Below are 23175 nucleotides of genomic sequence, written 5' to 3' on the forward strand. Positions count from 1 at the left end.
GCGCGGCAGACCGCGCCGTCACACGAAAGGCAGCCATGCTCGTGGACAGCCCTCCCCGCACCAACCGCGGGGTCATTCCCATCCTCCTCGTCGCAGCATTCGTCGTCATCCTCAACGAGACGACGATGAACGTCGCCCTCAGTTCCATCATGGCCGACCTCGGTGTGACGGAGCGCACGGCGCAGTGGCTCACCACGGCCTTCATGCTGACGATGGCAGTGGTCATCCCCGTCACCGGCTGGTTGCTCGACCGGTTGCCCACCCGTCGGGTGTTCCAGGTGGCCATGTCGCTGTTCAGCCTGGGTACCCTCATCGCGGCCGTGTCACCGACGTTCGCTTCGCTGCTCGTGGGCCGGGTGGTCCAGGCGTCCGGCACCGCCATGATGATGCCGCTGCTGATGACCACCATCATGCAACTCGTGCCCCCCAACCAGCGGGGCCGGACCATGGGCAACATCTCGATGGTCATCTCCGTGGCCCCCGCCGTCGGCCCCACGCTGTCCGGCTTCATCCTGGAGGTGGGCTCCTGGCGGCTGATCTTCTGGGTCATGCTGCCCATCGCGCTGTTGATGCTGGCGCTGGGGCACTGGAAGCTGGCCGACGTGGGGGAGGAGAAGCGCACGCCGCTCGATGCGGTCTCCGTGGTGTTGACGCTGGTCGCCTTCGGGCCCCTGGTCTACGGTTTGAGCCTCGTCGGGGCCGAGGATGTCGCCTTCTGGGTCCCCATGCTCGCCATCGGCGTCGGCGTGGGCGGGCTCGCCGCGTTCATGGCCCGCCAGTTCGTGCTGCAGGCCCGTGACGCCGCGCTGCTCGATCTGCGCACGTTCGCGTACCCCACGTTCACCGTTGCGGTGTTGATGATGAGCATCGCGATGATGGCGCTGTTCGGCACCATCATCATGCTGCCGCTCCTGCTGCAGCGCGCGTTCGGGATGGAAGCGCTCCAGGTGGGCCTCATCCTGCTGCCCGGCGGCGTCGCGATGGGTCTGCTGTCCCCGTTGATCGGCCGGCTGTACGACCGGGTCGGCCCCCGGGTGCTGGTGGTCCCTGCCAGCTTCGTGGTGCTGGGGGTGTTCCTGTACCTGTCGACGATCAACCCGGCCATGCCGTGGTGGGGCATCATGCTGGCGCACACCGCCATGTCGGTCTCGTTCGCCGGCATCTTCACGCCGCTGTTCACCGTTGCGCTGGGCTCGCTGCCGAAGAGCCTCTACTCGCACGGTTCTGCGGTCATCGGCACCGTGCAGCAGGTGGCCGGGGCCACGGGCACAGCGCTGTTCGTGACGATCTTCGCGATGCAGACAGCGGCCGCCCGCAACACGGCCCCGACGGAGGCCGCGGCCATGTTGCAGGGAGCGCACTGGGCGTTCCTGGGGGCGGGCGCAGTGTGGACGGCGGCGTTGATCGCCGGCTTGTTCCTCCGCAAACCGGAGGAAGAAGCCCACGAGGTCACTGCGGGCTGAAGCCCTCGGCGATGCCGGTGAGCCGCAGGACGTGGGTGTCCCAGCCCCCGTCCGGCTCCCACATGTTGGAGTTGTCCACCGTGACGCCGAGCCGGCCGTCGATCCCCTCACGGAGGATGTCGGCGTGGCCGGCGTGGCGTGCGATGTCGCCGAGCACGTGCGCGAGCAGGAAGCCCAGCGTGGTGGCGCCGCGCTCGCCCCACCATTCGACCGTGCCGGGCGCGTCGAGCTCCAACTCGTCGATCGCCTGGTCCACCTCGACCGCCACGGCCCGGTACAGCTCGATGAGTTCGTCGGCGCGCTCATCCTCGGTGGCGTAGAAGTCGCCGTTCGGATCCTGCTCGAAGTCGATTTCGGGCAGCTTGAGCTGGGAAGCTCGCCCCATGCTGGTCACGAAATAGCCGTGCTCGACGGCCAGACAGTGCTTGATCAGCCCCAGCAGGTTGGTGCCGGTGGGGGTGCGGGGCAGACGCAGGTCGCGCTCGTCCAGTCCCTCCGCCTTCCACAGGAGCGCCTCACGCTGCAGACGAAGCTGCCGGTGCAGTGCGGCTTTGATATCCATGCCGGAGCCTCTCAAATCGTCAGGCCGAGGCGGGCGAGCAGTGGTGCGAGTTCCGGGTCGCGCCCGCGGAAGCTCCGGTAGGTCTCCATCGGATCGACGGAGCCGCCGGGCGCCAGCAGCGTGCGACGGAAGTGTTCGCCGGCCTGGCGCAGCGTCATGGCCGGGGAGTGGCCCTCGGTGTTCTCCTTGAACCAGGCCACCGCGTCGGCGTCCATCACCTTCGCCCACGCGTAGCCGTAGTAGCTTGCCGCGTAGCCGCCGCCCCAGATATGGGCGAAGTACTGCGTGCGGTAGCGCGGGGGGACCAGCTCGTTGACGAGGCCGTACTTCTCGAGGGCGCGGCGCTCGAAGCCCTCCACCTCGTCTGCCGACGTGGGGAGTTCCTCCAGCGGGGTGGTGTGCCACACCAGGTCGAGCAACGAGGCGAGCTCTGTCTCGGCGGTGGCGTAGCCCTGACCGAACGTGGAGGCCTCTTCGAGCTTGGTGATCCACTCGGCCGGCAGCACCCGGCCAGGGGTCCAGGCCCAATGTTCGTTGACCTGGCTGGGGAACTCGACGAAGTCGCGCGGGGTGTTGGCGCCGGAGCGCCCCGCGTAGCGCGAACTGGCCAACAGGCCGTGCAGCGCGTGGCCGAACTCGTGGAACATGGTGATCACGTCATCCCAGGAGATGGCCGTGGTCGTCGGGGTGTAGTTGCAGTTGTTCGTCACCACCGGCAGATCGCCGGTGCGGTCCGACTGGTCGACGAGGTTGCTCATCCAGGCGCCGCCGTTCTTCGTCGGGCGGGCCCAGAAGTCCATCACGAACAGGCCGATGATGCCCTCGTCGTCGTGCACCTCGTAGGTCTGGGTGCCGGGAACGTGTCCGCCCAGGTCCGCGCGCAGCGTGAAGGTGAGTCCGTAGAGTTCCTCGGCCGCCGCGTAGACGGCCTTCAGCACCTTGTCCACCTGCAGGTATTCGCCCAGCTCGGCCTCGTCGAAGGCGAAGCGCTCCCGACGCACGATCGCCTCCACGAAGGACCAGTCGGCGGCCGTGAACTCGGCCCCAGGATTCAGCTGGGCGTACCGCTCGCGGAGGTCCCTGCCCTCCTCGACGGCCTTGGCCAGAGCGGCCTGGGCCAGGGGACCGAGCATCCCCAGGATGGCGTCGACCGTCTTGGCGGTACCGGCCTCGGCGACGATGGCCGCATGGTTCGGGTACCCGAGGAGCGTGGCGCGCTCAGCGCGGAGGCGGGCGATCTCGACGACGACCTCGCGGGTGTCGAAGTCCCCGGACAGGGCGCGGGAGGTGGAGGCCTCCAGCAGCCGACGGCGCACGCCGGCGTCGGCGAGCTTGGCTGCCAGCGGCTGTTGGGTCGTGTTCACCAACTCGATCCGGTATCCGTCGTCGGTTTTCAACGCAGCCTTCTCGTCGTCGGTGAGCCCCGTGAGTTCCGCCTCGGTCACGGCGAAACCGCCTGCGACGCGGGCCTCGCGGTTCAGCGTCTCGAAGCGGCTGGACAACTCCGCGAGCCGCTTGTTCATCGCGCGGAGGCGCGTCTGCTCCTCGTCGGTGAGCGCGACGCCGGCGCGGCGGAACGAACGGAGCAGTTCGTCGAGTGCATAGCGGTCCTGCGCGTCCGCCTCGGTTTCACCGCCGGCGATGCGGGCCTCGAGGGACTGCAGGCGGGCGTAGAGGTCACGATCGAGGTAGATGGCGTCGCTGTGCTCGGCGAGGCGCGGCGCGATCTCCTCCTCGATGGCGATCATCTCGTCGGTGGCGTCCGACGCGTAGACCGCGAAGAAGGCGTTCATCGCCCGGAGGAGCACATCCTGGGCCGCATCCCATTCGGCCAGCACGTTGGCCACGGTGGCGGGTGAACCGTCACTGCGCAGCTTGGCCAGGGCACCCAGTTGGGTGCGCATGCCCTCCTCGATGGCCACGTGGTAGTCACGGGGGGTGGCGTTGGCGAAATCGGGCAGCGAGAAGGGCAGTTCGGTGGTGAGAACGGGGTTGATCGACATGGCCTACAGCCTAGGCGCCTCCCCGGGCGCTAGGTACAGCTAGGCGGTCGGATCCCCTGATCGGGTGGAGAACAACAGCCAGGCGGCAGCGACGGTCAGCAGGGTGAGGCCCACCATGTGCAGGGCGACGACGCCGATGGGCAGGCCGAAGAAGTACTGGACGTAGCCGATGACACCCTGCAGCGCCACGGTCACCAACAGCAGGCGGGCGGCCTTGCGCGGCTGTTCCCGGCGGGAGCGGGCGAAGACCACCAGACACACGATGGCCAGGCTGACGACGAGCCAGGCCGACAGCGCATGGAGGCGCGAGACGAACTCGAGGTCGAACCCCGTGCGCGGGGCCGTGGAGTCGCCGGCGTGCGGGCCGGAGCCCGTCACGACCGTGCCGAGCCAGATCGACACCATGGTGGCGGTGAACGTCACGACCACCAGCCATCTGGCTCCGGGGGCCAAGGGAGTGGGGTGGACGCGGTAGCCGAGCGTGAGGGCCCACACACAGAGGACGATCAACAGCACGGACAGCAGCAGATGGAGGGCCACGACGAAGGGGTTGAGGCCGCTCCACACCGTGAAGCCTCCGATGACGCCTTGGAAGGGGATGCCGATGCCCACTCCGAGTGTCAACCACCACAGACGGCTCAGGCGGCCGCGGTTGCGCCAGGCGGCGATGAACGCGCCGAGCGCCGCGGCGGCGAGCACGAACGTGAGCAATCGGTTGCCGAACTCGATGATGCCGTGGATGCCGGCCTCAGGGGTGTTCGTCCAGGTGTCCGGCGTGCACCGGGGCCACTCGGAGCAGCCCAGCCCGGAGGCGGTCAGGCGCACCACAGCGCCGGTGACGATGATGCCCATGTTGCAGACCAGCGAGATCCACAACCAGGTGCGCAGCGCGCGGTCGCCGTCGAACAGCTTCTTCACGAGGTCCACGTGAACACCTTTCGTGCCAGCAGCAGGGTGGCCGCGCACCAGAGAGCTGCCACCAACAGCGGCCAGCCCGGAACCACGCCCTGGGAGCCGTGTCGCAGGGCCTCCCCGAGAGCGCCGGTGGGAAGGAACGCGATGGCGGTGGCGGCCCACCCGGGGAAACGGTCCAACGGCAGCAGGATGCCCAACGGCATGCCCACCAGGTAGAGCAGGTTGGCGACGGCCAGCGTCGCCTCCGGGCGCAGTGCGCCGGAGATGGCGAGCGCCAGCCCCGTGAACGCGCCCATCGACAGGAAGGCGACCAGCCCTGTCAGCAGGAACGACGCGACGGTGAACGACGGGCGCCAGCCCACGGCGAGCGCGATCACCGCCAGAACGGCGATTTGGCCCACGGTGATCAGTGTGATGCCGAGGCCCTTGCCCAGCAGGATGCCGGGTTTACCCAGGGGCGTGGCGGCGATGCGCTCGAGGACGTTGTAGCGACGCTCGAAGCCGGTGGCGATGGCGAGCGTGGTGAGGCAGGAGCTCCAGATCACCAGGCCGATGACCGAGGGTGCCATCTGCTGGAGTTCCAGACCCAGCGCGTCCCCGAAGATCCGGCTGCCGATGAGCACGGCGACCGGGATGACGATGGCGAGGATGGCCTGCTCCCCGTTGCGGAGAATGAGGCTCGCCTCGGTGGTGGCCTGCGCCCACACCCGGGCTCCGAACGGAGCGGCGCCGGCGTCGGGCGCGAAGTTCAGGGCGGTCATGCCAGGTCTCCGGTCGTGTGGGTCAGGAACGCGTCCTCGAGGGAGCCGTTCACAGTCAGCGCCGCCACGGTGCCTTCGGCGGTGACCCGGCCGCGGTCGACGATGAAGACGTGGTCTGCCAGGGCTTCCGCCTCGTGCATGTCGTGCGTGGTGAGCAGGATGCCCACGCCGTCGGCGCGGATGCGGGCGAGGAGGTCCCAGATGGAACGGCGACTCCGCGGGTCCAGCCCAGCGGACGGTTCGTCCAGGAACACGAGATCCGGCCTGCCCACGAGGGCACCGGCCAGGTTGACCGCCTGCTGTTGGCCTCCGGACAGCCGACGGTACGGCGTGGTCGCGTAGTCATCGATCCCGAGCAGTGCCATCAACTGGTCAACCGGCTGCGGGTTTGCGTACAGGCGCTCCAGGTAGGTCAACAGCCGGGACGCCGTGATGCCGGACCAGGCTCCGGTGGTCTGCGGCATGAGGCCGATGCGGGGCAGCACCTCGGCGGAGCCGGGCGCGCCGCCGAACAGCGACAGCGTGCCCCCGTCCGGGACCGCCAGGCCGGTGCAGCATCGGATGAAGCTTGTTTTGCCTGCCCCGTTGGGGCCGAGCAGGGCAGTGATCCTGCCGGCCTCGGCGTTCAGGGAGAGCCCGGCGAGGGCCTGTTTCTTACCGAAGGACAGGCGGAGCTCGCGGGCGGTCAGGACGGACACGTCCGACAGCCTATAGGAGAGTGGCCGGGGCGCCCCGGTCGGCCTTTGCGACCGGCTGTCTCATCATCTGGATGGTTAGGCAAGCCTTGCTTGAATCCCGAACGAGATTGGGATTGACTTTGGAAACATATCTGTAAGCTAATTCGTGGCGTTGGGTCAGGGAGGTGGACATGATGCAAGCAGAAGTCGTCGAAACGCCGACCCGCCAGAGAGTGGTGGACCTGATCCTGGCGGAAGGGCCGCAGACCGCCAAGCAACTCGCCGACAGGCTCGCGCTCACCCCTGCGGCCGTGCGGCGCCACCTGGCCTCGCTGCTGGACGACGGGATCCTCGCGTCCCGCGAGGAGCGCGTCTACGGCCCGAGGGGCCGCGGGCGTCCCTCGAAGGTGTTCGTCCTGACAGACGCGGGCAGGGCCGAATTCACCCAGGCCTACGACGACCTGGCGATCGCCGCACTACGCCGCCTCCAAGCCGTCGCAGGGCCCAACGCCGTGCGCGAGCTGGCCCACGACCGCGTGGCGGAGATCGAGCAGCGCTACCTGCAACTGCACGCGGAGAATCCTGGGGTGAGGCCACTGGATGCGCTCGTCGAAGTGCTCGGCCTCGACGGTTACGCCGCCTCTGCGCGCCCCCTCCGGACGGGCGAGCAACTCCTTCAGCACCACTGCCCGGTCGCCCACGTGGCCGCTGAGTTCCCCATCCTCTGTGAGATCGAGACCCAGCTGTTCTCGCGGCTGCTGGACAGCCATGTCCAACGGCTCGCCACCATCGCCCACGGCGACGGCGTGTGCACGACGCACGTCCCCCACCGACTACCCACCCCGCAGATCCCGAAAAGAAAGTGACGGAGACGATCGATATGACGCAGACCGCACCCAAGGCACCAGGACTGGGAGCCACTCAGGACGAGCACCTCGAGGCGCTCTCGACGTACGAGTACGGCTGGCACGACTCCGACCTCGCCGGCGCCACCGCCGCGCGCGGCCTCAGCGAGGCCGTTGTCCGCAACATCTCCGGCCTGAAGAGCGAGCCCGAGTGGATGCTCGACCTCCGCCTCAAGGGCCTCAAGTTGTTCGACAAGAAGCCCATGCCCACGTGGGGCGCGGACCTCTCCGGCATCGACTTCGACAACATCAAGTACTTCGTGCGCTCCACCGAGCGTCAGGCCCAGACCTGGGAAGACCTGCCCGAAGACATCAAGAACACCTATGACCGCCTCGGTATCCCGGAGGCTGAGAAGGCCCGCCTCGTCGCCGGCGTCGCCGCGCAGTACGAGTCCGAGGTCGTCTACCACAAGATCAACGAGGAACTCGAGCGGCAGGGTGTCATCTTCCTCGACACCGACACCGCGCTGAAGGAGCACCCGGAGCTCTTCCAGGAGTACTTCGGCACGGTCATCCCGGTCGGCGACAACAAGTTCGCATCGCTCAACACCGCCGTGTGGTCGGGTGGCTCGTTCATCTACGTTCCCAAGGGCGTCGAGGTGACCATCCCGCTGCAGGCCTACTTCCGCATCAACACGGAGAACATGGGCCAGTTCGAGCGCACGCTGATCATCGTCGACGAGGGCGCCTCAGTGCACTACGTCGAGGGTTGCACCGCCCCGATCTACTCGTCGGATTCGCTGCACAGCGCCGTCGTCGAGATCATCGTGAAGAAGAACGCGCGCTGCCGCTACACCACCATCCAGAACTGGTCGACCAACGTCTACAACCTGGTCACCAAGCGCGCCACCTGTGAAGAGGGCGCCCTGATGGAGTGGATCGACGGCAACATCGGTTCCAAGGTCACCATGAAGTACCCCGCCGTCTACCTGATGGGCGAGCACGCCCGCGGTGAGACGCTGTCGATCGCCTTCGCGGGCGAGGGTCAGCACCAGGACGCCGGTTCCAAGATGGTGCACTGCGCGCCCAACACGCAGAGCTCCATCGTGTCGAAGTCGGTGGCCCGTGGCGGCGGCCGTTCCTCGTACCGCGGCCTCGTCCAGGTGGATCCGGGTGCCCGTCACTCCGCGTCGTCGGTCATGTGCGACGCGCTGCTGGTGGACACCATCTCGCGTTCCGACACCTACCCCTACGTCGACGTGCGTGAAGAGGACGTCTCGATGGCCCACGAGGCCACCGTGTCCAAGGTCTCCGAGGACCAGCTCTTCTACCTCATGAGCCGTGGCATGGGTGAGATCGAGGCCATGGCCATGATCGTGCGCGGTTTCGTGGAGCCCATCGCCCGCGAGCTGCCCATGGAATACGCCCTTGAGTTGAACCGCCTCATCGAGCTGCAGATGGAGGGCGCGGTCGGCTGATGCCGTCCCAGCCCGCCCGCCCACACCATTTGAAGGAAGAAGAATTGACCACCATCACTGAGGCCCCGAACGTGGCCGCAGCCATCGAAACCGTCGAGTCGCACCTCCACCCCACCCCGTCGTGGGCCGTCGAGGATCACCCACTGCCCACCGGACGTGAGGAGATCTGGCGTTTCACCCCGCTCAAGCGGTTCAAGACCCTCCTCAACCCTGTGGCTGAGGGCCTGGGTTCGCTGGAGTGGAGCGGCGAGTTCCCCGACAGCGTGACCGTCGAGTCGATCACCGCTGAGCAGGCCCACGCACTGGCCAACGAGGCGCCCACGGACCGGATCTCGGCGTTGGCGGCCTTCCAGTCCCTCCACCGCACGCACATCCGGATCGCGGCCGACACGGAGCTCACCGAGCCCATCGTGTTCACCGGACAGGGCAACGGCGGGGAGGCCCGCGACCACGTGGTGGTCACCGTCGGTGCCAACTCCCGCGCCACCATCGTGTTCCGGTACGTCGGCTCGGCCAACTATGCCGAGAAGACCGACGTCATCGTCGGCGACGGCGCCAAAGTGAACTTCGTCACCCTGCAGGACTGGGACACCGGTTCGGTGCACGGCGGTCAGCGCACCGTCGCCATCGGCCGCGACGCCCACGTCAAGACGGTCACCGCGTCGCTGGGCGGCAACGTCCGGCTTCAGGAGAACTCGACCTACAACGGCCCCGGCGGCGAGCTGGAGGCCTACGGCCTCTACTTCGCCGACGAGAACCAGCACATCCAGCACCGGCTGTTCGTGGACCACAACGCGCCGCACACCAAGTCCAACGTGGACTACCGCGGTGCGCTGCGCGGCAAGGGTGCGCACTCGGTGTGGATCGGCGACGTGCTGATCCGCAAGATCGCTGAGGGCATCGACACCTACGAGTCGAACAAGAACCTCGTCCTGACGGACGGCTGCCAGGCTGATTCGGTCCCCAACCTGGAGATCGAGACCGGCGAGATCGCCGGCGCCGGCCACTCCTCGTCCACCGGCCGGTTCGACGACGAGCAGCTGTTCTACCTGATGGCCCGCGGTATCCCGGAGGTGGATGCCCGTCGTCTGGTGGCGCACGGCTTCTTCGCCGACATCATCCGCAGGGTCGGCATCCCGGAGATCGAGGCGCGTCTGCTCACCACGATCGAGCGCGAGCTCGACCTGGTGCACGGCTCCACCACCACGAAGGCCGACGAGCAGTGAGCCCCCAGGCGGTCTGCAAGGTCACGGACCTGACGACGGACGTCCCTTTCGCCGTGGAGGTGGACGATGAGCTCACCGTCGCCATCGTCCGCCACGGCGGGAAGATCTACGCGATCGAGGACGAGTGCAGCCACGGCAAGGTGGCTCTCTCCGAGGGAGACGTCGTCGACGACACGATCGAGTGCTACCTGCACGGATCGGTCTTCGACCTGGCCACCGGCCGCCCGCTCAACCTGCCCGCCACGGAGCCGGTGCGCGTGTTCGCGTGCCACATCGAAGGCGACGACGTCCTGATCGACGTCCACGCCACCGTCACCCAGTACTGACACACGGGGGGTACGCCCCCGCACCCCCCAATAGATTCACTCAGGAGAAACAGCAACCATGTCAACCCTCGTCATCTCCGACCTGCACGTCGACATCCAGACCGAGGACGGCCCGAAGCAGATCCTCAAGGGCGTCAACCTCACCATCAACCCCGGTGAGATCCACGCCCTCATGGGCCCCAACGGCTCGGGCAAGTCCACGCTGGCCTACGCCATCGCCGGTCACCCCAAGTACACGATCACCCAGGGCACCGTCACCCTCGACGGTGAGGACCTCACCGCTCTGTCGGTCGACGAGCGCGCCCGCGCTGGCCTCTTCCTCGCCATGCAGTACCCCGTCGAAGTGCCCGGCGTGTCCGTCGCCAACTTCCTGCGCACCGCCAAGACCGCCATCGACGGTGAGGCCCCCAAGGTCCGCACCTGGGTCAAGGAGGTCGAGCAGACGCTCTCCGAGCTGCAGCTCGACAAGTCCTTCTCTGGCCGCTCGGTGAACGAGGGCTTCTCCGGCGGTGAGAAGAAGCGTCACGAAATCGCCCAGCTCCAGCTGCTCAACCCCAAGGCGGCCATCCTCGACGAGACCGATTCGGGCCTCGACATCGATGCGCTGCGCATCGTCTCCGAGGGCGTGAACAAGTACTCGGCGCAGGGTGACCGCGCCGTCGTCCTCATCACCCACTACACCCGCATCCTGCGCTACATCGAGCCCACGTTCGTGCACGTCTTCGTCGACGGCCGCATCGTGGCCGAGGGGGGCAAGGAACTGGCCGAGAACCTCGAGGCCGAGGGCTACGAGAAGTACATCAAGGAAGCTGCCAACGCCTGATGCTGGACACCAACCTGATCCGGGCCGACTTCCCCATCCTGCGGCGCAGGGTGGGGGAGTCCCCGTTGGCCTACCTCGACTCGGCGAACACCTCGCAGAAGCCGCGCCAGGTGGTCGACGCCGTGGCCGAGCACTACCTGCAGCACAACGCGAACGTGGCGCGCGCCATGCACCTCCTGGGTGCTGAGGCGACCGAGGCGTTCGAGAATGCGCGGGGGAAGGTGGCCCGGTTCATCGGTGCGTCCCGTGGCGAGGAGATCGTCTTCACCAAGAACGCCTCCGAGGCGCTCAACCTGGTGGCCAACTCCCTGGGCGCCGGGCTCAAGCCCGGCGATGAGGTGGTCATCTCCGTCATGGAGCACCACTCCAACATCGTGCCCTGGCAGATGGCCTGCCAGCGTTCCGGCGCCACGCTGCGCTGGTTCGACATCACGGAGGAGGGCCGCCTCGACCTCGAGGCCGCCGCACGCGACAATCTCATCAACGAGCGCACCAGGATCGTGTCGATCACGGCCGTGAGCAACGTGTTGGGCACGCACAACCCGGTGACGCTCCTCGCTGAGAAGGCGCACGCCGTCGGGGCGCTGCTGGTGGTCGACGGTTCGCAGTCGGTTCCGCACCAGGTCACCGACGTGTCGACCATGGGCGCCGACCTGTTGGCCTTCACGGCGCACAAGATGCTCGGCCCGACGGGCGTCGGCGTGCTGTGGGGCCGCTACGAGCTGCTCGCCAACATGCCGCCGTTCCTGGGTGGCGGCGAGATGATCGAGATCGTCGAGATGGAACGCTCGACCTACGCGGCGCCGCCGCACCGGTTCGAGGCCGGCACCCCGCCGATCGCTCAGGCCGTGGGTCTGGGAGCTGCCGTCGACTACCTGACGCGCGTCGGCATGGATGCCATCGCCGAGCATGAGCACGAGATCACCAAGTACGCTCTCGCCAAGCTGACGGCCATCGAGGGTCTGAGGATCCTCGGCCCGACTGTCGCCGAGGATCGCGGCAGCGCCATCTCGTTCAACATCGCCAACGTGCATCCGCACGACGTGATGCAGGTGCTGGACTCGCGCGGGGTCGCCATCCGGGGTGGCCACCACTGCGCCCGCCCGTTGCACAAGCGCCTGGGACACCAGAGCTCGACACGTGCGTCGTCGTACCTGTACACCACCCCTGCGGAGATCGACGCGTTGGCTGACGCGCTGGTCTTCACCAGCAACTACTTCGCCCCGAAGCTGAAGGGCTGAGACATGAACATCGACGAGCTGTACCAGACGATCATCCTCGATCACTACCGCGAGAAGCACCACGCGGGGCTGCGCGAGCCGTTCCAGGCGGAGGTCCACCACGTGAACCCCTCCTGTGGCGACGAACTGACGCTCCGCGTGCAGATCGACGACGGCAAGGTGACCGACATCTCGTACGACGCCGAAGGTTGCTCGATCTCACAGGCGTCCGTGTCGATCATGACGGACCTGCTGATCGGCACCCCCGTCGAGCACGCGATGGAGATGCACGACCAGTTCCTGGCGGTCATGCACAGCCAGGGCGCCATCGTCCCCGACGAGGACGTCTTCGAGGACGCCATCGCCTTCGCGGGCGTGTCCAAGTTCCCCGCCCGCGTCAAGTGTGCGCTGCTCGGCTGGTCGGCCATGCGCGACGCTGCCCTCCAGGCCACGGCCTGATCATCGTTTCAACAAAGGATCCCGATATGACTGAACCCCGACCCAGCGACCTGGTGAAGGACACCTTGCCCGACGTCGACATCGAGAAGCCGGCCGGCGGCACCGCGGTGCCCTCGGTCGACGAGGTGCTCGAGGCCATGAAGGACGTCGTCGACCCCGAACTGATGGTCAACGTGGTGGACCTCGGCCTGGTGTACGGCGCCCAGGTCGACGACGAGGCCAACGTCACCATCGACATGACGCTGACGTCGCCCACCTGCCCGCTGACCGACAAGATCGAATACGACACGAAGTACGTGCTCGACGGCCTGGCGAACTCCGTGGCCATCAACTGGGTGTGGCTGCCGCCGTGGACGCTCGAGATGATCACCGAGGACGGCCGCGAGCAGTTGCGGGCCATCGGTTACAACCTCTGACGGTCTCTGCGCCCACGGATAGACTGGGGAGGGACCCCGATCCCGGAGGTGGTCCGCCATGATCCAAGTCGACCTCACCAGTATGGCTATCGATGCTCGTGGGCTTCCGGTGGTGCTGTTGAAGCCCAGCGTGCCACGCGAAGACCTCAAGGTGTTCCTGCCCATCTGGATCGGTGGGCAGGAGGCCACGGCCATCATGGTCGCGCTCGAGGGAGCCGTCCTGGCCCGGCCCATGTCCTACGACCTGATGTCCCGGCTCCTGGAGGCGATGGATGCCACGGTGGACAGGGTGGCGGTCACGCGGCTCGAGGCGGGAACCTTCTATGCGGAGATCACCCTCGGCACGGCTGAGGGTCCCAAGGTGATCGACGCCAGGCCGTCGGACTCCATCGCGCTCGCGCTGCGGGTGGGTGCGCCCATCTTCGTCGCGGAGGAAGTGCTGCGCGAGGCCGGCATCCACGAGGGCGAACTGTCTGAGGCCGAGGAAGAGGCACAGGTCGAGCAGTTCAGCGAGTTCCTGGACACCGTCGACCCGGATGACTTCCGCGGCTGACCGTCCGGCAACCCGTTCGCGGACTAGCCTGGGCGGCAGGACACACCACAGCCCAAGGAGGCGAGACATGCCCACTGTCACCACTGCCGACGGCGTCACCCTCAACTACACCGACACCGGCGGCGCAGGCCGGCCGCTGGTGCTGATCCACGGCTGGCCCCTCTCCGGGGAGGCCTTCGCCCGCAACATTCCGCGCTTCGAAGAGGCGGGTCACCGCGTCATCACCTACGACCGACGTGGCTTCGGCAAATCCGACAAGCCTGCGGACGGCTACGACTACGACACCCTGGCCGACGACCTCAAGTCGCTGCTCGATGAACTCGACCTCCACGGCGCCGTGCTCCTCGGCTTCTCGATGGGCGGGGGAGAGGTCGCCCGCTACGTGGGCAGGTACGGCTCCGACAGGGTGGCCGGCACCATCTTCTCCGGCTCGGTCACCCCCGCGCTGTGCATCACGGACGACAACCCGGACGGTGCCATGCCGATGGAGGGCTTCAGGGGGATGGCGGACCAGTGCCGCGACGACCGCGACGGCTTCCTGGAGAAGTTCATCGGCTGGTTCTACTCGACCGAGGAACGTGGCCTGCAGGTCGACGACGACGTCCGGCTGGGCGCTCTGGAGATCGCCAGGCAGTCCGATCCCCACGCCGCGGTGGAGACCATCCTGATCTGGGCGGCCGACCTGCGCGACGACTGCCGCGCCATCGACGTCCCCACCCTCGTGATCCATGGCGACGGTGACCTCAACGTGCCGATCAGCAAGTCGAGCGAGCGGATGCACCAGTACATCCCCCAGGCACAGCTCGCGGTCATCGAGGGCGGCCCGCACGGGCTCAACGATTCGCATGCCCGCGAATGGAACATGGATGTCCTCGACTTCTTGGAGACGCTGGACTAGCGGTACGGTTCCCTGGCCGGCGGCGTGCGACGATGCGCACGCGGCCGGTTGAAGGACAGGTGAGATGACGGACTCCAACAAGGGGCTGGGCTATGGTCTGGCCGCCTACGGTTTGTGGGGCCTGTTCCCGCTCTACTTCGTGTTGTTCGAGCGCTCAGGGGCGCTGGAGGTGGTGGCCCACCGGGCAGTTTGGTCGCTGGTCTTCTGCGCCGTGTTGCTGACCGTCCTCGGGCAGTGGCGCCATCTGAAGAAAGCCTTCGCTGATCGTCGCACCGTCCTGTCGCTGGCCGTCGCCGGCGTGTTGATCGTCGTCAACTGGTCCACCTACGTCTTCGCGGTGCTCACGGGCCACACCCTCGAGACGGCGCTGGGCTACTTCATCAACCCGCTGGCCGTGGCGGGCCTCGGCATCCTGGTGCTGGGCGAGTGGCTGCGTCCGCTCCAGTGGACGGCAATGTGCTTCGGCCTGGCCTCCGTCATCGTCATGGTGGTCGCCTACGGCCAGGTGCCGTGGGCGGCCCTCACACTCGCCGCCTCCTTCGGCACCTACTCGCTGGTCAAGAAGCTCGCCGGGCGCTCCGTCGGCGCTCTGCCCGGCCTCGCCATCGAGACGGGCGCCGTGGCACCCATCGCCATCGGCTTCCTCATCTATCTCGCCGTCACCGGCCAGTCGACGGCCACCGGCGGCTACAGCGCGCTCTTGACCACCACCGGCATCGTGACGGCGATCCCGCTGCTGCTCTTCGCTGCCGCGGCGCGCCGCGTCTCCATGGTGACCATCGCGATCCTTCAGTACATCGCGCCGATCGGGCAGTTCCTCCTGGGCTGGCTGTACTTCGGCGAGCCGATGCCACCCAGCCGCTGGGCGGGTTTCGCCCTGATCTGGGTCGCTGTCCTGTTGTTCGTCACGGACGCCATCGTGGTCACGCGTCGCAGGGCTCCGCGGCCCTAGCCGTCGCCGACACGGCTAAAGTTGCGGCATGTCCCACCGCTGGTTGCCTCCCGCATTTCTCGGGCTCGCCGTCCCGGCACGCAGGGTGACGCCGTGAGCACGCTCGAGCGCCGCCGCAAACCGTGGCGGCTCCCGCTGAGCGAGGTCAACCGCGAGCACGGTCCGTGGGTCTACCGGCATCTCGTGCTGGGGTTCGTCCGGCTCGTGATCCCGCTGGTGGCCAGGCGACATTGGGCGGGTCAGCACCACGTCCCCCAGGACGGCGGCCTGCTCGTGGTGGCGAACCACCTCTCCAACTTCGATCCCATCGTGTTGGGCGAGTACCTCATCTACAGCGGCCGCTGGCCCCGTTTCCTCGGCAAGTCCGAGATCTGGAAGGTACCCGTGCTGGGCTGGATCGCCCGCAAGTGTGAGCAGATCCCCGTGTACCGGAACACGGAACAGGCCCGCGACTCCCTCATCCATGCGCGCCGCGCGCTCGAGCGCGGCAAGTGCGTGATCATCTACCCGGAGGGCACCATCACCGCGGACCCCGACGGGTGGCCGATGACCGGGCGCCGCGGAGCCGCTCAACTCGCCCTGGAGACAGGGGTCACCGTGATGCCCGTCGCCCAGGTCGGGGCGGACCAGATCCTCGGTCGCAAACACCTCGAATGGAGGAAACTCTTCGGTGGTCGCCGGGACGTGCACATCCAGGCCGGTACACCCCTTGATCTCAGCGCCTTCGCCGCTCAGAACCCCGACGGCGGGGAGGCCCCGAAGGAACTCCTCGACCAGGTCACGGACCACTTCCTGGACGTGCTGACCGCGATGGTCGCGGACCTGCGAGGCGAGGAGCCGCCCGAGGGGCGTTGGGACATGCGAGCGGGAAGACGCGTAGACTCCTCGACGCACTAGGAGGACATGTGAGTGAACGCACCCGGGTCGCACTGATCTTCGGCGGCCAGTCGTCGGAGCACGGCATTTCGTGCCTGACGGCCGCCTCGGTACTGAAGGCCATCGACAAGGGGCGCTACGACGTCCACGGCATCGGCATTTCCCGCACCGGGCGCTGGACCCAGGTGCCGCTCGAGGTCATCGAGGCCTATCGCATCGTCGACGGCCAGGCGCCCCAGGTCGCCGAGCCGCAGCACGACGCGGTGTGGATGGTGGGGGAGGACGGCTGTGAGGTCGCCACCCGGTCCGGTGAGAAGCTCGTCGACATCCACCGCATCGATGTCGCCTTCGCGCTCCTGCACGGTCCCTTCGGCGAGGACGGCACGCTCCAGGGCATGTTCGAGATGATGGGGATCCGCTACGTCGGTTCAGGCGTCACGGCCTCGGCCGTCGGCATGGACAAGCACTTCATGAAGGTGGCCTTCGAGGCTGCAGGGCTGCCCGTGTGGCCCTACGTCGTCGCCTCCGCCCACCGCCTCACCCACGACAGAGCGGCCGTGCTCGAGGAGATCAACCGCCTCGAGTACCCCCTGTTCATCAAGCCGGCCCGCGGTGGTTCCTCCATCGGCATCGTCCGCATCACGGATCCCGCCGAGCTCGACGACGCCATCGCCGAGGCCCAGAAGTGGGATCCGAAGATCGTCGTGGAGCAGGGCTTCGTCGGCGCACGCGAACTCGAGGTCGCGGTCCTCGGCGACCCCGACGGCACGGACGGCTGCCGCACCTCCGTGGTCGGCGAGATCCGCGTGCAGGCCGAGGACGGCTTCTACGACTACGAGGCTAAGTACTTCGACGAGGACGGCGCCGCTCTCGACGCCCCCGCCCAGCTCGACGACGACCTCGCCGCCCGGCTTCGCGCCCTCGCCGTGCGGGCCTACCACGCCGTCGACGCCGAGGGCCTGGTCCGCGCCGATTTCTTCGTCACGAATGACGGCGCCTGGATCAATGAGGTCAACACGATGCCCGGTTTCACCGAGATCTCCATGTACCCCACACTGTGGCAGGAGAGCGGGATGACGTACCCCGAACTCGTGGACCAACTCATCAGCCTGGCGATGTCCCGGCCGGTGGGGCTGCGATGATCGGCGAATTCGAACTCATCGCCCGCGTCACCCAGGGCCTCGAGGTCAACTCCGACGTCGAACTGTCCGTCGGCGACGACGCCGCCGTCGTCTCCCTCCAGGGCGACACCGTCGTCTGCACCGACATCCTCATCGAGAACGTCCACTTCAAGCAGCAGTGGAGTCCGGCGCACGCCGTCGGGCGCAAATCCGTGGCGGTCAACGTCTCGGATCTCGAGGCCATGGGCTGCCGCCCGTCGGCCATCGTGGTGGCCCTCGCGTTCCCGAAGGACCTCGACCCCAAGTGGGTCGACGACTTCGAGGCAGGCGTGCGTGCCGAGTGCCGCACCGCCGGGGTGAGCCTCATCGGCGGTGACATGTCCAGCTCTGAGCACATCGTCGCCTGTGTCACGGCGATCGGCGACACCATGGGCCGCGCTCCCGTCACCCGTAACGGCGCCCAGCCGGGCGACATCGTCGCCGTCCGCGGCAACCTCGGCCTCTCCGCGGCGGGCCTGATCGCGTTGCAGCGCGGTTTCGGGTCCCCGAAGGACGCCGTCCTGGAGCACCAGACACCCCACGTCCCGTACGGCCAGGGCAGGGTCGCCGCTGAGGCGGGGGCCACCGCCATGATCGACATCTCCGACGGGCTGCTCGCAGACCTCGGGCACATCTCGGAAGGCTCCGGGGTCTCGATCGACGTCGTGACCGGTCTGCTGAGCATCCCGGACCCGGTGGCCCGCGTGGCCGCCGCCACCGGCAAGCCCGCCCTCGGCATGATCCTGGCAGGGGGAGAGGATCATGCGCTCGCGGCGACCTTCCCGTTCGGTACGACCCTTCCAGAGGGTTGGGTACGCGTCGGCGAGGTCAGCGCCGGCACCGGGATCACCGTCGACGGCGAGCCGTACGAGGGCTCCATGGGCTGGGACCACTTCGGCTGAAACCGGCGGGAAACCCGCCGCGCGTGGGAGTGGGATGACGGCGACGTCCGCCTCGTCAGCTAGGGTGACGACCATGGCGACTCGCGGATCTTCCCCTTCGCGAAGCACCACCAAGGCGCGCGCGTCTTCTTCCGGTGGTGCCAAGCAACGTACCTCCAGCTCGGGCTCCACACGGTCCCGGGCCACCACCTCGACGGCGAAAACCCGCAGGCCGGCAGCCAGCAAGGCCGCTCCCGCGAAGCCGCAGCAGCAGGGCCCGGGCATCGGTGTGACCATCGTCGGCGGGATCGGCAGGGGCATCGCCGCGATCTTCCGCGGTATCGCGGGCAGCGTCGGCTGGATGGCCCGCAGCGTCGGGGGCAATTCCGACGACGTGGCCCCCGAGCTCCGCCGCGACGGCTGGGGGCTGGTGCTCCTCACGCTCGGCGCCGCGGTGGCCGCCCGCTTCTGGTTCTACCTCGACGGCCCAGTCGGCCAGTGGCTCCAGACGGGCGTCAGTACCGTCTTCGGCTCGCTGTCGGTGGTCGTCCCCGCGGTGCTGCTCTATGGCGCGTGGCGCGTCCTGCGGCACCCGCACGACGTCGACGCCGCCCCCCGCACCGGCCTGGGTTGGTTCCTCATCACGCTCGGTTCGCTCGGCCTCGTGCACATCGGGGCAGGACTGCCGCGCCCCAACACCGACGGCATGCAGGCGGTCCGCGCGGCCGGCGGCGTGCTCGGCTACGTCTCCTCCTCCATCCCCTCGGACCTGCTCACGGTCTGGGCGTCCGTGCCGCTGCTCATCGTCATGACGCTGCTCGGAGCGCTGCTGGTCATCGGCCGCCCCATCCGCGAACTGGGCGCCGGCGTCTCGCGTCTCTTCGGCGCGCTCGTCGAACACGACGGCGACCCCACGCCGAAGGACAAGCTCAAGCTCGGCGTGGCCGTGCCCTACGACAGCCCCCTCATCGACGACCCGGTCGAGGATCCCGAGGTCGAGGATTCCTACGATGCCGAGGTCTTCGACTATCTCGGCGACTCCTACGCCGAGCCTGACCCGGTCCCGGCCGTGCCGGCGGAACCCCGGCAGGTGCCGGGCCGTCCGAAGAACGCCGAGGCCCGCGAACCGGAGCCGCCGCAGCATTCCACGCCCCCCGGCCCGGCCGAGCAACTCCAGCTGAGCGGCGACGTCATGTACCAGCTCCCGGACGACCAGACGCTCGCGCCGGGCTCCAAGCCCAAGGCGCGCACGGAGGCGTCCGACAAGGTGGTGCGTCAACTGGGTGCCGTGCTGCGCGAGTTCGAGATCGACGCCCGGGTCACCGGCTACACCCGCGGCCCCACGGTCACCCGGTACGAGGTCGAGCTGGGTTCCGCGATCAAGGTCAGCAAGGTCACCGGCCTGGCTGACAACATCGCCTACGCGGTCGGCTCCAACGAGATCCGCATCCTCACGCCCATCCCCGGCAAGTCCGCCATCGGCATCGAGATCCCCAACCTGGACAAGGAGGTCGTCTCGCTCGGCGACGTCCTGCGCTCCAACCGCGCCAAGAACGACCACCACCCCATGACGGTCGGGCTCGGCAAGGACGTCGAGGGCGGGTTCGTGGTCGCCAACATGGCGAAGATGCCCCACCTTCTGGTGGCGGGCGCCACCGGCTCCGGCAAGTCCAGCTTCATCAACTCGCTGATCACCTCGGTGATGATGCGCGCCACGCCGGACGAGGTTCGCCTGCTCCTGGTCGACCCCAAGCGCGTGGAACTCAACCAGTACGAGGGCATCCCGCACCTGGTCACCCCCATCATCACCAGCCCGAAGAAGGCCGCCGAGGCGCTCGCCTGGGTGGTGCGCGAGATGGACATGCGCTACGACGACCTTGCCGCCTTCGGGTTCCGCCACGTCGACGACTTCAACAAGGCCGTCCGCGCTGGGCAGGTGAAGGTCCCCGACGGTTCGGAGCGCAAGCTCACGCCCTACCCGTACCTCCTGGTGGTGGTCGACGAGCTCGCCGACCTCATGATGGTGGCCCCGCGCGACGTGGAAGACTCCGTCGTGCGCATCACCCAGCTGGCCCGCGCCGCAGGCATCCACCTGGTGTTGGCAACACAGCGCCCGTCCACAGACGTCGTGACCGGCCTGATCAAGGCCAACGTGCCCTCCAGGCTCGCGTTCGCCACGTCGTCGATGACGGACTCCCGCGTCATCCTCGACCAGCCCGGCGCCGAAAAACTCGTCGGCAAGGGCGACGGGCTCTTCCTGCCCATGGGCTCCTCCAAGCCCATCCGCGTCCAGGGTGCCTGGGTCAACGAGTCCGAGATCCGCGACGTCGTGGCCTTCATCAGCCAGCAGCTCCAGCCCAACTACCGCGAGGACGTCGCGGTCGCGGCGGGGAGCGACAAGAAGGTCGTCGACGACATCGGCGACGACCTGGACCTCGTCCTCGACGCCTGCCGCCTGGTGGTCGAACTGCAGCTCGGCTCCACGTCGATGCTGCAACGCAAGCTCCGCGTCGGCTTCGCGAAGGCCGGCCGCCTGATGGACATCCTGGAGAGCAGGGGCGTGGTGGGACCGTCCGAAGGTTCCAAGGCCCGCGAGGTGCTGGTCAAGCCCGACGACCTGGACGAGGTCCTCGCCAACCTCGCCGCCGGCTGATGGTGGGATACTAGGCCCACCATGACTACCCACTCGGTCCACATCGCCTCCCTCGGCTGCGCTCGCAACGACGTCGACTCCGAGGAACTCGCCGCCCGCCTCGAACACGGCGGGTTCACCCTCGTCGACGACCCGGAGACGGCAGAGACGGTGGTGGTCAACACCTGCGGCTTCGTGGCCCAGGCGAAGAAGGACTCGATCGACACCCTGCTCGCCGCCGCAGACCTCAAGGATGGCGGCACGGTCAAGTCTGTCGTCGCGGTGGGCTGCATGGCTGAGCGCTACGGCGTCGAGTTGGCCGCTGAGCTGCCAGAAGCGGACGCCGTCCTGGGCTTCGACGCCTACGCCGACATCGCGGAGCGGCTGCGCGGCATCCTCGACGGCGAACAGTCCATCTCGCACGTCCCCCGCGACCGGCGCAAGCTGCTCCCGCTCACCCCGTCTGCCCGCCCTGCGGCAGCACCCGAGGTCGCCGTGCCGGGCCACGTCTGGTTGCCCGGCGCCCGCCGTCGTCTGATGGGCGGCCCCAGCGCGTCGCTGAAGATCGCCTCCGGGTGTGACCGACGCTGCGCCTTCTGCGCGATTCCAGCCTTCCGCGGCTCCTACCTCTCCCGGCCCATCGACGAACTCGAGGCGGAGGCCCGCTGGCTGGTGCAGGAGGGTGCCAAGGAACTCTTCCTGGTCTCCGAGAACACCTCCAGCTACGGCAAGGACATGGGCGCCGACGTGCGGCTCGAGCAGTTGCTCGACCGGCTCTCGCGGGTAGACGGCCTCGACTGGATCCGCGTCAGCTACCTCCAGCCCGCCGAGATCCGCCCTGGCTTCGTCGAGTCGATGCTCGGCATCGACAAGGTGGTGCCGTACTTCGACCTGAGCTTCCAGCACGCGTCGCGCGCCGTGCTGCGCCGCATGCGCCGCTTCGGTGACCCCGACAGCTTCCTGGACCTGATCGGCCGGATCCGCGCCATGGCCCCGGAGGCGGGCATCCGCAGCAATGTCATCGCCGGCTTCCCCGGGGAGACCGACGAGGACGTGCAGACGCTGCGCGACTTCATCATCGCCGCCCAACTCGACGTGCTGGGCGTCTTCGGCTACTCCGACGAGGAGGGGACCGAGGGCGTGTCGCTGCCGGACCACCTTCCTGAGGACGTCATCGAGGAACGGCGCGCCATGCTCGCCGATCTGGCGGTGGATGTCGCCGAGGCCCGCGCGGCCGAGCGCATCGGCGACACCGTCGTCGTGCTGGTCGAAAGCAACGAGGACGGCGAAACAACCGGCCGGGCCGAACACCAGGCTCCTGAGACGGACGGTGCGGTGATTGTGGACCGTGGGGCACCCGTCGGTAGCCTCGTGACCGCCCGGGTCGTGGACTCTGAGGGCATCGATCTGATTGCGGAGGCACTGTGAGTGAGAGCGTGAGCGGCCGGCCCCGCCGTGCGGCGTCGGACGGGGCGGCCAGCAACTGGAACATCCCGAACATCCTCACGGTCATCCGGATCCTCCTGGTGCCGGTGTACGTGGCCTTCCTCTTCATCGGTCCGCAGGACTTCACCTGGCGGCTCTGGGCCACCATCGTGTTCGTCGTGGCGATGCTCACGGACCTGGCCGACGGGCACATCGCCCGCAAGTACAACCTCGTGACAGACTTCGGCAAACTCTGGGACCCGGTGGCGGACAAGGCGCTGACAGGCGCGGCCTTCGTCTCCCTGAGCATCCTGGGCGAACTGCCGTGGTACTTCACCATCATCATCCTCGTGCGCGAATGGGGGATCACCTGGGTGCGCGCGGCCATCGCCAAGTACGGGATCATGGCCGCGAACAAGGGCGGGAAGCTGAAGACGCTCACCCAGACCTTCGCGCTGATCATCTTCAGCCTCGGTTTGGAGATGCTTCCCGGTCCGGTCGCCGTCCTCGGTTGGGTGCTGATGATTGCGGCGCTCCTCCTCACCGTCGTCACCGGCTTCGACTACCTGCGGCACGCCTGGGTCATCCGCCGGAAGGGCCGCGCCCAGCAGGCGTGAGCAGGTA

At 67.9% G+C, this 23175-nt stretch carries 23 protein-coding genes; 18 read left to right on the plus strand and 5 right to left on the minus strand.

Features of this window, described 5'->3' with window-relative positions:
• Positions 1–41 precede the first annotated feature (41 nt).
• Entirely contained in the window at positions 42–1463 is a 1422-nt protein-coding gene (locus tag H5393_RS03760) for an MDR family MFS transporter (protein ID WP_182765514.1), read from the plus strand.
• Here H5393_RS03760 and H5393_RS03765 read toward each other — a convergent pair.
• Genes H5393_RS03765 through H5393_RS03785 form a run of 5 tightly spaced genes read right to left on the minus strand, consistent with a single transcriptional unit; the run spans position 1450 to position 6411 of the window.
• Positions 1450–2025, minus strand: a complete 576-nt coding sequence (locus H5393_RS03765) for a DinB family protein (protein WP_182765515.1) — start codon at positions 2023–2025, stop codon at positions 1450–1452. The genes H5393_RS03760 and H5393_RS03765 overlap by 14 nt on opposite strands.
• An 11-nt stretch (positions 2026–2036) precedes the next feature.
• The gene (locus H5393_RS03770) at positions 2037–4028 is read right to left on the minus strand and encodes a M3 family metallopeptidase (protein ID WP_182765516.1); all 1992 of its coding nucleotides are present in this window, start codon (positions 4026–4028) and stop codon (positions 2037–2039) included.
• 39 nt (positions 4029–4067) lie between these two features.
• The gene (locus H5393_RS03775; RefSeq protein WP_370585917.1) at positions 4068–4955 is read right to left on the minus strand and encodes a heme A synthase; all 888 of its coding nucleotides are present in this window, start codon (positions 4953–4955) and stop codon (positions 4068–4070) included.
• A complete protein-coding gene (locus tag H5393_RS03780; protein WP_182765517.1) occupies positions 4943–5704 on the minus strand; it encodes an ABC transporter permease in 762 nt (253 codons plus the stop codon). The genes H5393_RS03775 and H5393_RS03780 overlap by 13 nt, the downstream gene beginning before the upstream one ends.
• Positions 5701–6411 carry an ABC transporter ATP-binding protein gene (locus H5393_RS03785; protein WP_370585939.1) on the minus strand — a complete coding sequence of 237 codons (711 nt, stop codon included), beginning with the start codon at positions 6409–6411 and terminating at the stop codon, positions 5701–5703. Before H5393_RS03785 ends, H5393_RS03780 begins: the two co-directional genes overlap by 4 nt.
• A gap of 164 nt (positions 6412–6575) precedes the next feature.
• Between H5393_RS03785 and H5393_RS03790 the strand changes: the two genes are divergently transcribed.
• The 17 genes from H5393_RS03790 (at position 6576) to pgsA (ending at position 23168) form a co-directional block, all read left to right on the plus strand.
• Positions 6576–7247, plus strand: a complete 672-nt coding sequence (locus H5393_RS03790) for a metalloregulator ArsR/SmtB family transcription factor (protein ID WP_182765787.1) — start codon at positions 6576–6578, stop codon at positions 7245–7247.
• Between the two features lie 14 nt (positions 7248–7261).
• Entirely contained in the window at positions 7262–8704 is a 1443-nt protein-coding gene (gene sufB, locus H5393_RS03795; RefSeq protein ID WP_182765518.1) for a Fe-S cluster assembly protein SufB, read from the plus strand.
• A gap of 44 nt (positions 8705–8748) precedes the next feature.
• Positions 8749–9930 carry a Fe-S cluster assembly protein SufD gene (gene sufD, locus H5393_RS03800; RefSeq protein ID WP_255436250.1) on the plus strand — a complete coding sequence of 394 codons (1182 nt, stop codon included), beginning with the start codon at positions 8749–8751 and terminating at the stop codon, positions 9928–9930.
• Positions 9927–10256 (plus strand): non-heme iron oxygenase ferredoxin subunit, encoded by a 330-nt coding sequence (locus tag H5393_RS03805; protein ID WP_182763590.1) that lies wholly within the window; start codon positions 9927–9929, stop codon positions 10254–10256. The genes sufD and H5393_RS03805 overlap by 4 nt, the downstream gene beginning before the upstream one ends.
• 58 nt (positions 10257–10314) lie before the next feature.
• Positions 10315–11079, plus strand: coding sequence for a Fe-S cluster assembly ATPase SufC (sufC, locus tag H5393_RS03810; RefSeq protein WP_182765520.1), 765 nt, complete (start codon positions 10315–10317; stop codon positions 11077–11079).
• Positions 11076–12320 carry a cysteine desulfurase gene (locus H5393_RS03815; RefSeq protein WP_370585848.1) on the plus strand — a complete coding sequence of 415 codons (1245 nt, stop codon included), beginning with the start codon at positions 11076–11078 and terminating at the stop codon, positions 12318–12320. The genes sufC and H5393_RS03815 overlap by 4 nt, the downstream gene beginning before the upstream one ends.
• Before the next feature lie 3 nt (positions 12321–12323).
• Complete coding sequence (gene sufU, locus H5393_RS03820) at positions 12324–12758, plus strand: Fe-S cluster assembly sulfur transfer protein SufU (RefSeq protein ID WP_182763588.1); 435 nt, start codon at positions 12324–12326, stop codon at positions 12756–12758.
• Positions 12759–12784: 26 nt separating this feature from the next.
• Positions 12785–13174 (plus strand): metal-sulfur cluster assembly factor, encoded by a 390-nt coding sequence (locus tag H5393_RS03825; RefSeq protein ID WP_182763587.1) that lies wholly within the window; start codon positions 12785–12787, stop codon positions 13172–13174.
• A gap of 58 nt (positions 13175–13232) precedes the next feature.
• On the plus strand, positions 13233–13727 hold the full coding sequence (locus tag H5393_RS03830; protein ID WP_182763586.1) for a bifunctional nuclease family protein: 495 nt from the start codon (positions 13233–13235) through the stop codon (positions 13725–13727).
• A gap of 67 nt (positions 13728–13794) precedes the next feature.
• On the plus strand, positions 13795–14625 hold the full coding sequence (locus tag H5393_RS03835) for an alpha/beta fold hydrolase (protein ID WP_182763585.1): 831 nt from the start codon (positions 13795–13797) through the stop codon (positions 14623–14625).
• Positions 14626–14689: 64 nt separating this feature from the next.
• Entirely contained in the window at positions 14690–15577 is an 888-nt protein-coding gene (gene rarD / locus H5393_RS03840) for an EamA family transporter RarD (RefSeq protein ID WP_182765521.1), read from the plus strand.
• Positions 15578–15670: 93 nt separating this feature from the next.
• On the plus strand, positions 15671–16474 hold the full coding sequence (locus H5393_RS03845; RefSeq protein WP_182763583.1) for a 1-acyl-sn-glycerol-3-phosphate acyltransferase: 804 nt from the start codon (positions 15671–15673) through the stop codon (positions 16472–16474).
• 8 nt (positions 16475–16482) lie between these two features.
• A complete protein-coding gene (locus H5393_RS03850; protein ID WP_182765522.1) occupies positions 16483–17595 on the plus strand; it encodes a D-alanine--D-alanine ligase family protein in 1113 nt (370 codons plus the stop codon).
• A complete protein-coding gene (locus tag H5393_RS03855) occupies positions 17592–18515 on the plus strand; it encodes a thiamine-phosphate kinase (protein ID WP_182763581.1) in 924 nt (307 codons plus the stop codon). Before H5393_RS03850 ends, H5393_RS03855 begins: the two co-directional genes overlap by 4 nt.
• 340 nt (positions 18516–18855) lie before the next feature.
• On the plus strand, positions 18856–21147 hold the full coding sequence (locus H5393_RS03860; protein WP_182763692.1) for a DNA translocase FtsK: 2292 nt from the start codon (positions 18856–18858) through the stop codon (positions 21145–21147).
• Between the two features lie 21 nt (positions 21148–21168).
• The gene (gene rimO, locus H5393_RS03865) at positions 21169–22554 is read left to right on the plus strand and encodes a 30S ribosomal protein S12 methylthiotransferase RimO (RefSeq protein ID WP_182765523.1); all 1386 of its coding nucleotides are present in this window, start codon (positions 21169–21171) and stop codon (positions 22552–22554) included.
• Positions 22551–23168, plus strand: a complete 618-nt coding sequence (gene pgsA / locus H5393_RS03870; RefSeq protein WP_245243935.1) for a CDP-diacylglycerol--glycerol-3-phosphate 3-phosphatidyltransferase — start codon at positions 22551–22553, stop codon at positions 23166–23168. The genes rimO and pgsA overlap by 4 nt, the downstream gene beginning before the upstream one ends.
• Positions 23169–23175: the final 7 nt, after the last annotated feature.

Source organism: Tessaracoccus sp. MC1756 (assembly GCF_014164735.1).
Taxonomy (GTDB): domain Bacteria; phylum Actinomycetota; class Actinomycetes; order Propionibacteriales; family Propionibacteriaceae; genus Arachnia.